Genomic DNA, 14,466 nt, shown 5'->3' on the forward strand with positions numbered 1-14,466 from the left:
TCGAAAACGTTCCGGCGGCCCCATGGGCCAGGCGGTAGCCTGCCAACATCATGTTGATCAGACTTCTCCGCACCTTCTTGGCGCCCTACCGCACCCAGCTGGCCGGGGTCGTAGTGCTTCAGCTGATCGCGGTCATCGCCATGCTCTACCTGCCCAGCCTGAATGCCGACATCATCGACGACGGCATCACCAAGGGCGATATCGGCTACATCTGGACCACCGGCGGATGGATGCTCGCCATCACCGCCGTGCAGATCCTGGCCCAGTCCGCCTCGGTGTACCTGGGCGCGCAGGCGGCCATGGGCGCCGGCCGCGATATGCGGGCCGCGCTGCTGCACCGGGTGAGCACCTTCTCCGCGCGCGAGGTCGGCATGTTCGGCGCGCCGTCGCTCATCACGCGCAATACCAATGACGTGCAACAGGTGCAGCTGCTCATCCTCATGAGCGCGACCATCCTGGTGATGGCCCCGATCATGTGCGTCGGCGGCATCATCATGGCGCTGCGCGAGGATCTCGGCCTGTCCTGGCTGCTGCTCATCGCGGTGCCGGCGCTGGGGCTGTCGATGGCCTTCATCATCACCCGCATGGTGCCCGGCTTCCGGAAAATGCAGGAGCGCATCGACAGCGTGAACCGCGTACTGCGCGAACAGATCACGGGTATCCGCGTGGTCCGCGCCTTCGTGCGCGAGCGGCAGGAGACCTGGCGCTTCGGCGTGGCCAACAAGGAGCTGACCGAGACCTCGCTGTACGTAGGCCGCTATATGGCGCTGATGTTCCCGCTGGTCATGCTGATCTCCAATGTGACCGCGGTCGGCGTGATCTGGTTCGGCGGGCACCTGGTCGACGACGGAACCATGCAGGTGGGCTCGCTCACCGCCATGCTGTCCTACATCCTGCAGATCCTGACGGCGGTCATGATGGCCTCGTTCCTGGCCATGATGGCCCCGCGCGCAGCGGTGTCGGGCGAGCGGATCGGCGCGGTGCTGGACACCGAGACCTCGGTGGAGCCGCCGCGCCTGCCGCGGGAGTTCACCGGCGATCCGGCCTCGGTGGATTTCGCCTTCGCCGAATTCAAGTTCCCGGGCGCGGAAAAGCCGGTGCTGCGGGGGATCCGGTTCCGGGTGGAGCCGGGCACCACCACCGCCGTCGTGGGTTCCACCGGTTCGGGCAAGACCACGCTGATCAACCTGATCCCGCGGCTCGTCGATGTGACCGACGGCGCGGTCTCGGTGGGCGGCACCGATGTGCGGCACCTGGATCTGGAACTGCTGCGCAATCGGATCGGCCTGGTGCCGCAGAGGGCCTACCTGTTCTCCGGCACCATCGCCTCGAACCTGCGCTACGGCAAGCCGGACGCGACCGATGAAGAACTCTGGGCGGCCCTGGAGATCGCCCAGGCCGCGGACTTCGTGCGCGAGATGCCGCAGGGCCTGGAAACCCCTGTCGCGCAAGGCGGTACGACCGTCTCGGGCGGTCAGCGCCAGCGCCTGGCCATTGCCCGCGCCCTGGTGCGCAAACCGCGGGTCTACCTGTTCGACGACTGCTTCTCCGCCCTGGACGTCGCCACCGACGTCCGGGTCCGCGAGGCCCTGGCTCCGGAGACCGCCGATGCCGCGGTCATCATTGTCGCGCAACGCATCTCGACCATCCGCGACGCGGACCAGATCGTGGTGCTGGAGGACGGCGCGATGGCCGGGATCGGCACCCATGACCAACTGCTGCGGGACTGCCCCGAATACCGGGAGATCGTGGAGTCGCAGTTCAGCGCGGAGGAGGTTCGATGAGGCCCGGAGCACCGAATCCCGGCGCGCCGGATGCGAAGGCCAAGTCCTTCGGTCCGTCGTTGCAGCGCTTGCTACGCCGGCTGGCGCCCGAACGCCTGTTCCTGACCATTGTTTTCGCACTGGCCGTCGTCTCGGTGGTGCTCAACACCCTGGGCCCGCAGCTGCTCGGTGACGCCACCAATCTCATCTTCAACGGCGTGGTCGGCAAGGAGATCGGCCAGTCGCTGCCGCCGGGCACCACCAAGGAGGACGCCGTCGCGGCCCTGCGCGCCGCCGGCGACGGCACCTTCGCCGACATGCTCGCCAGCATGGACGTGATTCCCGGTGTCGGCGTGGACTTCTCGGCCGTCGGCCGGGTGCTGGCCCTGGTGCTCGCGCTCTATGTCGCCGCCTCGGTCTTCGGCTGGCTCGGGTCCTACCTGCTCAACATCATCATCAACCGCACCGTCATGCGGCTGCGCAATGAGATCGAAGCCAAGATCCATCGGCTTCCCTTGAGCTACTTCGACTCCCAGGCGCGCGGCGATGTGCTCTCCCGCGTCACCAATGACGTCGACAATATGGCGCAGTCGCTGAACCAGACGCTGAGCCAGCTGCTCATCTCGGTGCTGACGGTCTTCGGCACGCTGGGCATGATGTTCTGGATCTCGCCCATGCTGGCGCTGATCGCCCTGCTCACGGTGCCTTTGGCGATCGTGGTCACCGCGCAGATCGCCAAGCGGTCCAAACCGCATTTCGTGGATCAGTGGAAGACCACCGGCGAGGTCAACGCCCAGGTCGAGGAGGCCTTCACCGGGCACGAGGTGGTGACCGCCTTCGGCCGCGGCCGCGAGGTCGGCGAGCGCTTCGACGAGACCAACGAGCGGCTGTATCAGGCCTCGTTCAAATCGCAGTTCATCTCCGGCCTGATCATGCCCGCCATCATGTTCCTGGGGAACCTGAACTATGTGCTGATCGCCGTGGTCGGCGGCCTGCGGGTGGCCTCGGGACAGCTGTCGCTGGGTGAGGTGCAGGCGTTCATCCAGTACTCGCGCGGGTTCACCCAGCCGCTCACCCAGATCGGCTCCGTGATCAACCTGCTGCAATCCGGAGTCGCCTCGGCGGAACGGATTTTCGAGATCCTGGATGCCGATGAGCAGATTCCCGATCCGGAGGTCGAGGACTCCCGTCCCGTGGATCGCGGCCGCGTCGCCTTCGAGCGGGTGTCGTTCCGCTACGAGCCCGACACCCCGATCATCGAGGAGCTCTCGCTGGTCGCCGAACCCGGTCACGTGGTCGCCATCGTCGGCCCGACCGGTGCGGGCAAGACCACCCTGGTCAACCTGCTCATGCGCTTCTACGAGGTGGACGCGGGCGCGATCACCATCGACGACGTCGACGTCACCCGCATCGCCCGCGATCGGCTGCGCGCCCGGATGGGCATGGTGCTGCAGGACACCTGGCTGTTCGGCGGCACCATTCGCGAGAACATCGCCTACGGCAATCCGAACGCCTCCGAGGAGGAGATCCTCGAGGCGGCCCGCGCCGCCTACGTGGACCGGTTCGTGCACGCGCTGCCGCACGGCTACGACACCGTCATCGACGAGGAGGGCTCCGGCGTCAGCGCCGGTGAGAAGCAGCTCATCACCATTGCCCGCGCCTTCCTGGCCAAGCCGTCCATCCTGATCCTGGACGAGGCCACCAGCTCGGTCGACACCCGCACCGAACTCCTGGTGCAGCACGCCATGGCCGCGCTGCGCCGGGATCGCACGAGTTTCGTCATCGCGCACCGGCTCTCGACGATCCGCGATGCCGACACCATCGTGGTCATGGAGAAGGGGCGGATCGTCGAGCAGGGCACCCACGCGCAGCTGCTTGCCGCCCACGGCCCGTACTACCGCCTCTACCAGGCCCAGTTCGCTGCCGCCCTGGATACCGACGACGAGGATCCCGACGAGGTGCTGCTCACCAAGTCCGGCAGCCAATAACACTGAGTCGCAAGCGAATCCCGGGACCGGCCGGTCCCGGGATTCGGTGCTTCAGGACCCGAGGATCGCGCAGGTGGTGGTGCCGTGCGCGTAGAGCTTGCCGTCCGCGCCGATGATCCGGCCCTCGGCGGTACCGGTGGTGCGGCCGACGTGAACGGCGGTCGCCTCGCACCGCAGCGTCGGCGTGTGCGCGAAGACTGGGCGCAGCAGATTCACATTGAGCTGCATGGTCGTATACGCCCGCCCGGCCGGCAGCGCGGACATGACGGCGCTGCCCAGCGCCGAATCCAGCAGGGTGGCAAGGAATCCGCCGTGCACCGAACCCATCGGGTTGTACAGGTGCTCACCCGGCTCGCCCTCGAACACGGCCCGGCCGGCGTCGACCTCCACCAGCCGGAAGCCGAGCGTGCCGCAGATCGGGGCCTCGGCCACCGCGCCCGACAGGCTCAGCCGGAGCAGTTCCAGCCCCGAGCGCCCGGCGGCGTCGGCATAGGAGGCGGGGAGGTCCCAGGTGTGCGTGCGGGAGCGCAGCGTGGCGGTTTCGGTCATGCCTTCAAACCTAGGATCGCCGATCCGCCGCCGACAGTGGCGGAAGCGACACGTTTGATACCGTTTCCGTCATGAAGGTGGCCGTGCTGGTCTACGACGGGGTCTTCGACACCGGGCTCGCGGCAATCCTGGATGTGCTCTCCACCGCCAATGCCATGCGCGAGATGCTGCCGCAGCCGCCGCCGGAATGGGACGTGACCACCGTGGCATTCGGCGATGGAATCCGCACGGGCGCAGGCCATCTCGTATCGACCGCGCCCGCGCTGGAGGCCGGGAACGCCGAGTTGCTGATCGTGCCCGCCCTCGCCGAACGCCGCCCGGCGGCGCTGCTCGAGCACGTGTCGGGCGAGAACTCGGCCCGGGTGCGGCAGCTGGTGGCCGAGACCCGGGAGCGCGAGATCCCGATCGCCTCGGCCTGCACCGGCACCTTCCTGCTGGCCGAGTCCGGCGTGCTGAACGGCTGCCGGGCCACCACCAGCTGGTGGCTGGCCCCGGTCTTCCGCAACCGGTACCCGGCCGTCGCCCTCGAGCAGACCAGCATGGTGACCGTCAGCGATGGCGTCACCACCGCGGGCGCGGCCTTCGGCCATATCGACCTGGCCCTCGCCATCGTCCGCGCGACCAGCCCGGCCCTGGCCGATCTCATCGCCCGCTACCTGGTCGTCGACGCCCGTCCCGCGCAATCGGCCTACGTTATCCCCAGCGCCCTGGCGCAGAGCGATCCCCTCGTCGCCGACTTCGAACGCTGGGTGCGCGCCCATATGGACCGGCCCATCACCATTGCTGACGCCGCCCGCGACCTGGGCGTCGGCGAGCGCACCCTGCAACGCACCGTGCAGCGCACCCTCGGCACCTCGCCCGTGCGGTTCGTCCAGGACCTGCGCATCGAACAGGCCACCCACCTCATCCGCACCACCGATCAGCCGCTCGACGCCATCGCCCGCCAGGTCGGCTATGAACACGCCAATACCCTGCGCGTGCTGCTGCGCCGCCGGACCGGCCGCACCCCCGCGGCCCTGCGCGGGTCGTAGGGTTTCGAGGGCGCCGCCCCTGCGAGTTCCGGGAGTTGGATGACCTGGGAGGATGGAGGTCGTGTCTGCTGAGTTCTCCTTCAAGGTCGGTACCAGGCTCGACAACGGCCGGCACGGCCGCTCCGGTCTGATCAGCACCCCGCACGGTGATATCGCCACCCCGGCGTTCATCCCGGTGGGGACCAAGGCGACCGTGAAAGCGGTGCTGCCGGAGACCATGAAGGAACTGGGTTCACAGGCGCTGCTGGCCAATGCCTACCACCTGTACCTGCAGCCGGGTCCCGACATCGTGGACGAGGCGGGCGGCCTGTCCACGTTCATGAACTGGCCCGGCCCGACCTTCACCGACAGCGGCGGCTTCCAGGTCATGTCGCTGGGCGTCGGCTTCAAGAAGGTCCTGGCCATGGAGGCCGTCGGCGTGCAGAACGACGATGTGATCGCCAAGGGCAAGGAGCGGCTCGCCCATGTGGACGAGGACGGCGTCACCTTCCGCTCGCATCTGGACGGTTCCAAGCATCGCTTCACGCCCGAGGTGTCCATGGGCATCCAGCATCAGCTGGGCGCGGACATCATGTTCGCCTTCGACGAGCTCACCACGCTGCTGAACACCCGCGGCTACCAAGAGGAATCGCTCGAGCGCACGCGCCGCTGGGCGCAGCGCTGCCTCGACGAGCACGAGCGGCTCACCGACGCCCGCTCGCATCGCCCGTACCAGGCGCTGTTCGGCGTGATCCAGGGCGCGCAGTACGAAGACCTGCGCCGCAAGGCCTGTCGTGATCTGGAAGCGCTGCGCGGCGCCGCCGGAACGGAATTCGACGGCTACGGCATCGGCGGCGCGCTGGAGAAGCACAATCTCGGCACCATCGTCGGCTGGTGCTGCGATGAGCTGCCCGAGCACAAGCCGCGGCACATGCTCGGCATCAGCGAACCGGAGGATGTCTTCGTCGCCGTCGAGAACGGCGCCGACACCTTCGACTGCGTGAATCCCTCGCGGGTGGCGCGCAATGCCGCTATCTACGTCGACGCCGGCCGTTTCAATATCGATCAGGCCCGGTTCAAGCGCGATTTCACGCCCATCGACGAGAACTGCGACTGCTACACCTGTCAGCACTACACCCGCGCCTACCTGCATCACCTGTTCAAGGCGAAGGAGATGCTGGCGTCGACCCTGTGCACGATTCACAACGAGCGCTTCACCGTGCGCCTGGTCGACCGCATTCGCGAGAGCATCGACGGCGGGTACTTCGACGACTACAAGACCGAGTTCCTCGGGCAGTGGAAGGGCCGGATCAAGGCTCCCGGCCTCTGAGGCCGGCGGCCACGGGTGTGAGGACCCTGTGGACAGGGCCCCCACACCCGAGCGATCAGCTCTGCAGCGCGGGCACCTCGACCGGCGCGTAGCTGGGTTCGCGCTTCTTCAAGAACGCGATGACCCGGTAGGTGATGGGCAGCACCAGCACCTCGGCCAGCGTCTTCCAGACGAAGCCGACGACCACGTAGTTGACGAATGCTCCCCACGAGTTGATGCCGATGGCCGTCGCCGCGATGGAGCAGAAGATCAGCGTGTCGCCGAATTCGCCGACCACCGTGGACCCGATGAGCCGCGCCCACAGGTGCTTCTCCTTGGTCCGCTCCTTGATGGCGACCAGCGTGGCCGAGTTGAGCATCTCGCCGACGAAATAGCCCGCCAGGCCCGCGAGCACCAATTGCCAGGTGGTGCCGAGCACATCGCGGAAGGCCTGCTGGTTCGGATAGAACGAGGCCGCCGGCAGCTGGATGGCGATGTAGAAGCAGCCCAGCATCAGCACCAGCATGGCGAAGCCGGTGTAGATGGCCCGGCGAGCGGCCTTGAAGCCGTAGATCTCGCTGAGCACGTCGCCGATGATGTAGGCCAGCGGGAACAGGAAGAACGCGCCGTCGAGGGTCAATGGCAGGACCTCGACCGGCCCGATTTTCAGTGATTGATCGGTGAAGAATTGAACGCCCTTGGTGGCGCAGATATTCGAAATGATCAGTACTGCCGTGAACAGGGCCACGACCGGTGTGTAGTAGCCCCCCGCCGCCTTCGCGAATGCCGCGTGTTCGGTGGCGGGGCGTCCAGATTCGGCGGTATCCGCCTTAGATAGTGCATCACTCACGAAGAGAACAGGATACCCGTGTCGTCGTCCGGTGGAATAGGCTGGTCCAATGACGAATCCCGGGGACTCCGACGAGTGGTGGAAGCAGTACGGCGGTGAAGGCGTCTCGCCGGATTCCCCGTCCTCCGGATCGAATCCGATCCAGCCGACCCCGCCGCCGGCGGGTTATTCCTCCGCGCCGGATCTGCACAAGCAGCAATCCTATACTCCGCCGCCGCAGCAGTACCCGAATTATCCGCCGTCGCAACCGAATCCGGTGCAGCAGAATCCAGCGGGCGGATATCCGCCGCCCGCACCCGCGCCCGCGTACGGCCAGAACTCCGGCGGATACCAAACCCCGGGTTATCCGCAGCCGGGCGCGTACCCGCAGCCGAGCGGGTATCAGCCCTACGGCTATGGGCAGCAGCCCATGGGCACCAATGGCATGGCCATCGCCTCGCTGATCGTGTCGATCCTGGGCTTGAGCACCATGCTGTTCTGCTTCCTGCCGATCGGCTCGCTGATCGGCCTGATTCTCGGCGTGGTGGCGCTGAATCAGGTGAAGCAGTCCGGCCAGGACGGCAAGGGCCTGGCCCTGGGCGGTATCTGGGTGGGTGCGGCCGGTCTGGCGATCGGCGTGTTGCTATGGGTGTTCGTCGGCGCGGCCCTCATCAGCGGCAGCTAGTCGCGGCACCGGTGAGACGACAGCGGGGCACATCCGAAAAGTATGTGCCCCGCTTCGGTTTTCGTTATCGAACCCGGACGGCTCAGCCCTTGATGACCTGGGTGCCGCCGGCCAGCTTGTCGTGCCAGCCCTGCTTGTTCGGGTCCTGCTCGATGGTGACGGCGATGTAGATCATCATGCCGAGGCTCACCAGGTTGCCGATGCAGTAGACCATGCCGATCGGGACGAACAGGTTCCGCATGATCGACTGCTTCGGGTCCAGCTTGGCCGCGCCGCCCGGCGCCACGATGCGCAGGCCGAGCAGCTTCTTGCCGAGGGTGGTGCCCTGCGAGGTCTCCATCGCCACGAAGTAGGCGGTGATGATGCCGTAGGTGAGGACGGCGCCGATGATGCTGCCGACGATGCCCCCGATCGCCGACTGGACGAACCAGCTGATGATGCTGGCCGGAATGCCGGCGATCAGGAAGTCGATGACGCGGGCGCCGAAGCGGGTCCACAGATCACCGGGCTGCGCACCGCCGCCGAAGCCGGGCGCACCGTAGCCGCCGGGCTGGTTGGGGAAGGGCTGGTAGGGCTGCTGGCCGTACGGCTGCTGCTGACCGTAGCCCGGCTGCTGACCGAACTGCGGCTGCTGCTGGGCGTAGGGGTCGGGCTGGCCGTAGGGCTGCTGTCCGTACGGCTGCTGTGGCTGCTGCCCGTACGGATCGGACTGCTGGCCGTAGGGCTGCTGGCCGTACGGCTGGCCGGGCTGGCCACCCTGCGGGTACGGCTGCTGCCCGTACGGCTGGCCGCCCTGCGGATACTGGTTGGGGTCGTACCCACCGCTTGTCATGGTGTCGCCGTCCTCGTTCGGAAGTGGTTCGTATCGGGATCTGGTCGAGTGCGTACGTTACGGATACGAGCTGGGTTGCAACAAGCCGTTGGGATCGAGTGTCCACGGTTCGCGCGGCAGATTTTCCGGCCGGAATCGCGCGAGCAACTCCGCCGGGGTCGTCGCGGCGGGATAGCCCAGCGAATCCGCCAGCAGCGCGAACACCTGCGCGGGCGTCTCGCCCAGGGCGATCCGATCGCGCAGGGTGACCGCGCCGTCGCGCTTGGCCAGCCGCTGCCCGGCGGTATTGAGCGCCAGCGGCACATGTGCGTAGTGCGGGACCGGCAGGCCGAGCAGCGTGGCGAGATAGGCCTGACGCGGGGTGGAGGGCAGCAGATCGTCGCCGCGCACCACCTGGTCGATGCCCTGGGCGGCGTCGTCCACCACGACCGCGAGGTTGTAGGCGGGCATGCCGTCGCCGCGGCGCAGCACCAGATCGTCGACCGCGCCGTGATAGCTGCCGTGCAGCTCGTCGGTGATGGCGAAGTCGGTGACCGCGGCCCGCAATCGGAGCGCGGCCGGTCGTCCTGCGGCGCGTCGTTCGGCGCGTTCGGATTCGGTGAGATCGCGGCAGGTACCCGGATACGCGCCCATGGGCCCGTGCGGCGCGGTGGCGGCCTGCTGGATTTCCCGCCGGGTGCAGAAGCATTCGTAGGTGAGCCCGGCGGCGGTCAGCTGCCCGATGGCCGCCTCGTATCGGTCGAGACGCTCGGATTGCCGCACCACCCGCGGGTCCCAGTCCAGCCCGATGGCGGCGAGATCCGCCAATTGCCGCTCGGCCGCACCGGCTTTGACGCGGTCCAGATCCTCGATGCGCATCAGGAACCCGCGTCCGGTCGACCGCGCGAACAGCCAGGCCAGCAGCGCCGTCCGCAGATTCCCGAGGTGCAGGTCGCCGGACGGGCTGGGTGCGAAACGCCCGTATCCACTCACGTCCGCCCATGCTAGGCGGCGGCTGCGGTCCCGCAGCTATTGCTCCGGACCCACAGCCGATGCGTGGGACGTTCGCACGCTTCGCACCGCCGCAGTTCCTTCGCAATCTTGCGGGCTCACACAAAAGGTGTGAAGTAACAGCGTGTCTGTGAGTTCAGCGAATGCGCAGGTGGGGGCGCAGATCAATCTCCGGAATGGGGTCATCCCCGGCCAGAGCGGCCAGGATGCGGCGGGCATGGGCCGTCAAACCGGGGGAGTCGATGTCGTACGGCGCCGGCCCGAAGGCTTCGAGCCGGTGCACCGCGCGCTCGAGTAGGGTCCTTGCACCCTTCGGATTACCCCGTTGAATGTGGGTCAGGCCAACGGCGTATTGCGCGAGGCCCTGCCATAGCATCCTTTCGGCGAACGGCCCGTTCTTCCACGCTGCCTCCAATACCTCGTGTGCGAAGAAAGCCAGGCCGTCATCGAGCAGGCGCTGAGCGTACTCGAGCGTCTGTTCGGGTGACAGATTCAAATCGTCCGGTATGCGAGCAACGCCCGGACTGCCGAAGGGGAGAGGTCGCCCAAAACGGTCACGGGGTCGGGCATTCCGGGCACGCCCGGTCTCATCGCGATCCCGCTCGATATCGTCCGGCATATCCTCGGTCATGGCTCCATGATCCCGGATGGCAGCCCGGACCGGCCGGTCGGAGTTTGCCAGAAGGTCAGCTAATCGGCCGACAACAATTCTGCGACTTTCACATTCCGTGCGCATCGAATTGCGGCTATTTTTGTGCAAATAATTAGCTGGCTAACCTTGCCGCATGTTTGCTGATTGAAAACGAAAGAATGCGATCTCCTTATGACGAACCCTGCTAGTGTTTAGCGCGGGAACGGCCATCGGGGGTGCATTCCCACCGTGAAGTGCAGAGAGTGGGTTGTACGGGGAGGTTGCGTGCAGCCCGAGGCGTACGACGGATCCGCGAATCTCCATGGATCCCAACCCCTTCAAGATCGATGCCAGCAAGATCTCGTGCTTGACGCAAGAAAGGAGCTAGTACTGTGAACGTTGATTACACAGGCGCGGTTTGGCGTAAGAGCAAATACAGCGGCCCGAACGGTAACTGCGTAGAGGTCGCGTTTCTCAAAGGCGGCAATGTCGCGGTCCGTGACAGCAAGGACCACGGCGCCGGGCCGATCTTGGCGTTCACCCCTGGCGAGTGGGATGCGTTCGTATCGGGCGTATCCGATGGGGAGTTCAAGCGAGCCTGAGCAAGACGAGCCTGAACTGTAAACAGGGGCCCCGAGTCGACGTGGACTCGGGGCTTTTCGCTGGAGAGGGCACGGGCCCTACTTGTGGCCGTTGCCCGCCACGCGGCCGTTCTCCTGCGCGCGGCGCAGCACCGCCAGCTGCTGGTGCTCCGCCTCCTGTTCGACCACCCGGTTCTGCTCCCGCTCGGCGGGCGGGTCGGCGATGAAGAAGCTGCCGGTTCCCGGGCGGCCGGCAATACCGAGTTCGTTCATCTTCTTGGGCACGCGAGCCCCTTGATATTCCAGCGGAACGGGGTGCCCGTGCTCGTCCACCGGCCCGAGCGGCTGATGCAGCTCGATGTACTCGCCGTGCGGAAGCCGCCGCACCACACCGGTTTCGATGCCGTGCTCGAGCACGGCGCGGTCGCTGCGCTGCAGGCCCAGGCAGAGCCGGTAGGCGGCGAAGTAGGCCAGCGGCGGTCCGAGCAGCAGGGCGATGCGGAAGAACCAGGTGGTGGCATTGAGCGAGATGTCGAACTGCAAGGCGATGATGTCGTTGACGCAGGCCAGGGTGAGGATGACATAGAAGGCCAGCGACATGGCCCCGATGGCGGTGCGCACCGGCACGTCCCGCGGGCGTTGCAGCAGATTGTGGTGGGCGCGATCGCCGGTGAGGCGTTTCTCGATCCACGGATACACGATGAGCAGCACGAAGATCAGCGGCATGAGGATGCCGACCGCGAATGCGCCCGGCACGGTGTGCCCGAAGATGTAGAGCTCCCAGGCCGGGAAGAGCCGCAGGAAGCCGTCGGTCCACATGAGGTAGAAGTCCGGCTGGGTGCCGGCGGAGACCTGAGAGGGGTTGTAAGGCCCCAGATTCCAGATCGGATTGATCTGCAGCAGCCCGCCCATGAGGGCCAGGACGCCGAGGGTGAAGGCGAAGAACGCGCCCTGATCCAGCGAGAACACCGGCACGATGCGGGCGCCGATCACATTGCGCTCGGTGCGGCCGGGGCCCGGGTACTGGGTGTGCTTCTGATACCAGACCAGCGCGATGTGCACGGCGATGAGCGCCAGCATGATGCCCGGGAACAGCAGCACGTGCGCGATGTAGAGGCGCGGCAGGATGATGGTGCCCGGGAAGTCGCCGCCGAACATGAGCCAGTGCAGCCAGGTTCCCATGACCGGCGCGCCCATGGTGATGCCGGCGAAGGCGGCCCGCAGCCCAGTGCCGGAGAGCAGATCGTCGGGCAGCGAATAGCCGAAGAAGCCCTCGAACATGGCGATGATCAGCAGGATCGAGCCGATCACCCAGTTGGCCTCGCGGGGCCGGCGGAAGGCGCCGGTGAAGAACACCCGGCACAGGTGCACGATCATGGCGGCGGTGAACAGCAGTGCGGCCCAATGGTGTACCTGCCGCACGAACAGTCCGCCGCGGACGTCGAAGGAGATTTCCAGGGCGGTCTCGTAGGAGCGGGACATGGTGACCCCGCGCAGCGGCTGATAGGACCCGTTGTAGATCACCTCGGTCATGGAGGGATCGAAGAACAGGGTCAGATATACGCCGGAGAGCAGCAGAATGATGAAGCTGTAGAGCGCGATTTCACCGAGCAGAAACGACCAATGGGTCGGAAAGATCTTGTTTATCGATCTTTTGACGAAGTTCGCGGCCTGATACCGCTCATCCGCCGAATCGGCTTGTTCGGCCAGTCGACTTCTGGTTGCCATCGCGGTCACCCGCTCCCGCAGAGAGTGGTAAGGCTTCTACTACAAACGGTAGCACCCAACCGGTCTGCGCCGTACGGTCTTTGGATAAGGTCATTGCGTGAATTCCCTGGCGCCACGGGACGCCACCATGTACTGGCTGTCCGCCCGGACCCGCAACGATCTGTTCCTGCTCTACTGCTTCGCCGATACCGGCGCCACCGCCGGCGAGCTGCGTGCGGCCATCGCCGCGCGGGCGGCGGGCATTCCGGATTTGCTGGTACACGTGCTGGACACTCCTGCAAACATTGCGTATCCGATTTGGGCGCCTTGCGAATTCATGGCGGACCAATTCACCGAACCTCCACTGCCAGACGCCACCTGGGCGAATGTGACCGAGGCCCTGGGTGCGCTACTGGGGACGGGAGTGCGCGCGCAATATCGCCCCTGGCGGGTGCACGTCTTCCGGGGAATCAGCGGCGCACCAGGTTTCGAACCCGGTGAACGCGCCCTCGTCGCGGTCCTGCAACTGTCACACGCGCTCGCCGACGGCCGCCGCGCCAGCGTGATCGCCCGCGCGCTGTTCGGCGAGCCCGCCGCCGAGCCCACGCCCGAGCCGGGCAAGAATCTCTCGACGCCGCTGAACCGCGTGTTCGCCGCCGGACAGCGGCGGCTGCCCGCCGCGGTGGCGCGCATCGTCCCCGCCCCGTGGCTCGCCGCGGCGGCCGCCCTCCCCGCGATACCGATCGGCGTGGCCCGCACGGTTTTTCGCGGCGTGGCCGCCTATCGCGCCGAACAACAGCTTGCCGAACTCACCGCGGCCGAGGAGATTCCGCCGCCCACGCCCGGTGCCGCACCCAACTCACTGAACGGTGCGGGCCGCGCCCCCGCCGGGCATGCGGTCCGCATGATCGTCCGGGACGCGGACAGCGTGCGCGTTCCCGGCCACACCGTGACCGTCGTGGTGCTGACCGCGGTGTCCCTGGCGCTGCAGCGCCACCTCGACCGGCACGGCGTACCCGGTGACGAGCTGCTGGCCCAAGTTCCGATGTCGATAACCGGAGCGGACCGCACCCGCAACAGCTATCGCGATCTCTCGGTGGATCTGGCTGCGCGCGAGCCGGTGCTGCCCCTGCGCGCGGCCCGCATCGCGGCCGAGCTCGCGTCCCGCCGCGAACGCGCACTGCACCCGTTGCAGGAAGTCCGCGCCCGCGCCAACGACGAGCTTCCCGCCGCCCTGCTCCACCGTGATGTGACTCACTATCCGATCGAGGCTCTCCCGGAACGAGTTTCGGGTCACACCGTCGTCTCCAGCGTGCACCGCGGCCCCGCCGATCTGTCCTTCGGCGGCGGCCGGGCCCGTTTCACCGCTGGCTTCCCGGCCCTCGGCTCGGTCATGCACCTGACCCACGGCGTGCACGGCCTCGGCGACAACGTCACCATCTCGGTGCACGCCGACCCCGCGGTCGTGCCGGATCTCGACGCCTACGCCGGTTTGCTGGATTCCGCTCTGTCGGAGGTGGCTTCCGCACTGCGAACCACCCCGGAACGAGCGAAGACCCCGGCGGATCGAGTCCGGCCGGGGCCTTCGTGAG

Annotated in this window: 13 protein-coding genes; 7 read left to right on the forward strand and 6 right to left on the reverse strand. The window is 67.0% G+C overall.

The window, feature by feature from the left end:
- Window positions 1–50: 50 nt before the first annotated feature.
- Together ACYQ5L_RS01265 and ACYQ5L_RS01270 are read left to right on the forward strand one after the other, a co-directional pair.
- Window positions 51–1,784 (forward strand): ABC transporter ATP-binding protein, encoded by a 1,734-nt coding sequence (locus ACYQ5L_RS01265; RefSeq protein WP_459954982.1) that lies wholly within the window; start codon window positions 51–53, stop codon window positions 1,782–1,784.
- Window positions 1,781–3,751, forward strand: a complete 1,971-nt coding sequence (locus ACYQ5L_RS01270) for an ABC transporter ATP-binding protein (protein ID WP_459954983.1) — start codon at window positions 1,781–1,783, stop codon at window positions 3,749–3,751. The genes ACYQ5L_RS01265 and ACYQ5L_RS01270 overlap by 4 nt, the downstream gene beginning before the upstream one ends.
- 51 nt (window positions 3,752–3,802) lie before the next feature.
- Here ACYQ5L_RS01270 and ACYQ5L_RS01275 read toward each other — a convergent pair whose 3' ends face one another.
- Window positions 3,803–4,300, reverse strand: coding sequence for a PaaI family thioesterase (locus ACYQ5L_RS01275; protein ID WP_459954984.1), 498 nt, complete (start codon window positions 4,298–4,300; stop codon window positions 3,803–3,805).
- Between the two features lie 71 nt (window positions 4,301–4,371).
- Between ACYQ5L_RS01275 and ACYQ5L_RS01280 the strand changes: the two genes are divergently transcribed.
- Window positions 4,372–5,331, forward strand: coding sequence for a GlxA family transcriptional regulator (locus ACYQ5L_RS01280; protein WP_459954985.1), 960 nt, complete (start codon window positions 4,372–4,374; stop codon window positions 5,329–5,331).
- Between the two features lie 61 nt (window positions 5,332–5,392).
- Window positions 5,393–6,640 (forward strand): tRNA guanosine(34) transglycosylase Tgt, encoded by a 1,248-nt coding sequence (gene tgt / locus ACYQ5L_RS01285; protein ID WP_459954986.1) that lies wholly within the window; start codon window positions 5,393–5,395, stop codon window positions 6,638–6,640.
- 55 nt (window positions 6,641–6,695) lie between these two features.
- Here tgt and ACYQ5L_RS01290 read toward each other — a convergent pair whose 3' ends face one another.
- The gene (locus ACYQ5L_RS01290) at window positions 6,696–7,469 is read right to left on the reverse strand and encodes a queuosine precursor transporter (RefSeq protein ID WP_459954987.1); all 774 of its coding nucleotides are present in this window, start codon (window positions 7,467–7,469) and stop codon (window positions 6,696–6,698) included.
- A 49-nt stretch (window positions 7,470–7,518) separates the two neighbouring features.
- On the opposite strand from ACYQ5L_RS01290, the gene ACYQ5L_RS01295 reads away from it, so the two are divergent.
- The gene (locus ACYQ5L_RS01295; RefSeq protein ID WP_459954988.1) at window positions 7,519–8,133 is read left to right on the forward strand and encodes a DUF4190 domain-containing protein; all 615 of its coding nucleotides are present in this window, start codon (window positions 7,519–7,521) and stop codon (window positions 8,131–8,133) included.
- Window positions 8,134–8,215: 82 nt separating this feature from the next.
- On the opposite strand, the gene ACYQ5L_RS01300 is transcribed toward ACYQ5L_RS01295, so the two are convergent.
- The 3 genes from ACYQ5L_RS01300 to ACYQ5L_RS01310 form a co-directional block, all read right to left on the reverse strand.
- Window positions 8,216–8,965 carry an RDD family protein gene (locus ACYQ5L_RS01300; protein ID WP_459954989.1) on the reverse strand — a complete coding sequence of 250 codons (750 nt, stop codon included), beginning with the start codon at window positions 8,963–8,965 and terminating at the stop codon, window positions 8,216–8,218.
- Window positions 8,966–9,022: 57 nt separating this feature from the next.
- Window positions 9,023–9,937, reverse strand: a complete 915-nt coding sequence (gluQRS, locus tag ACYQ5L_RS01305; RefSeq protein WP_459954990.1) for a tRNA glutamyl-Q(34) synthetase GluQRS — start codon at window positions 9,935–9,937, stop codon at window positions 9,023–9,025.
- 154 nt (window positions 9,938–10,091) lie between these two features.
- Window positions 10,092–10,586, reverse strand: coding sequence for a DUF309 domain-containing protein (locus tag ACYQ5L_RS01310; protein ID WP_459954991.1), 495 nt, complete (start codon window positions 10,584–10,586; stop codon window positions 10,092–10,094).
- Window positions 10,587–10,978: 392 nt separating this feature from the next.
- On the opposite strand from ACYQ5L_RS01310, the gene ACYQ5L_RS01315 reads away from it, so the two are divergent.
- A complete protein-coding gene (locus ACYQ5L_RS01315) occupies window positions 10,979–11,188 on the forward strand; it encodes a DUF397 domain-containing protein (RefSeq protein ID WP_459954992.1) in 210 nt (69 codons plus the stop codon).
- Window positions 11,189–11,266: 78 nt separating this feature from the next.
- Here ACYQ5L_RS01315 and qcrB read toward each other — a convergent pair whose 3' ends face one another.
- Complete coding sequence (qcrB, locus tag ACYQ5L_RS01320; RefSeq protein WP_459954993.1) at window positions 11,267–12,895, reverse strand: cytochrome bc1 complex cytochrome b subunit; 1,629 nt, start codon at window positions 12,893–12,895, stop codon at window positions 11,267–11,269.
- Between the two features lie 97 nt (window positions 12,896–12,992).
- Here qcrB and ACYQ5L_RS01325 point away from each other — a divergent pair, with 97 nt between their 5' ends.
- Complete coding sequence (locus tag ACYQ5L_RS01325; RefSeq protein ID WP_459954994.1) at window positions 12,993–14,465, forward strand: WS/DGAT/MGAT family O-acyltransferase; 1,473 nt, start codon at window positions 12,993–12,995, stop codon at window positions 14,463–14,465.
- Window position 14,466: the final 1 nt, after the last annotated feature.

The organism is Nocardia sp. IFM 10818 (assembly GCF_054655275.1).

Excerpts from the sequence above, each read along its gene's own strand:
- ACYQ5L_RS01265 (WP_459954982.1), top strand. The coding sequence starts at position 51 with ATGTTGATCAGACTTCTCCGCACCTTCTTGGCGCCCTACCGCACCCAG.
- ACYQ5L_RS01270 (WP_459954983.1), top strand. The coding sequence starts at position 1,781 with ATGAGGCCCGGAGCACCGAATCCCGGCGCGCCGGATGCGAAGGCCAAG.
- ACYQ5L_RS01275 (WP_459954984.1), bottom strand. The coding sequence starts at position 4,300 with ATGACCGAAACCGCCACGCTGCGCTCCCGCACGCACACCTGGGACCTC.
- ACYQ5L_RS01280 (WP_459954985.1), top strand. The coding sequence starts at position 4,372 with ATGAAGGTGGCCGTGCTGGTCTACGACGGGGTCTTCGACACCGGGCTC.
- ACYQ5L_RS01295 (WP_459954988.1), top strand. The coding sequence starts at position 7,519 with ATGACGAATCCCGGGGACTCCGACGAGTGGTGGAAGCAGTACGGCGGT.
- ACYQ5L_RS01300 (WP_459954989.1), bottom strand. The coding sequence starts at position 8,965 with ATGACAAGCGGTGGGTACGACCCCAACCAGTATCCGCAGGGCGGCCAG.
- ACYQ5L_RS01310 (WP_459954991.1), bottom strand. The coding sequence starts at position 10,586 with ATGACCGAGGATATGCCGGACGATATCGAGCGGGATCGCGATGAGACC.
- qcrB (WP_459954993.1), bottom strand. The coding sequence starts at position 12,895 with ATGGCAACCAGAAGTCGACTGGCCGAACAAGCCGATTCGGCGGATGAG.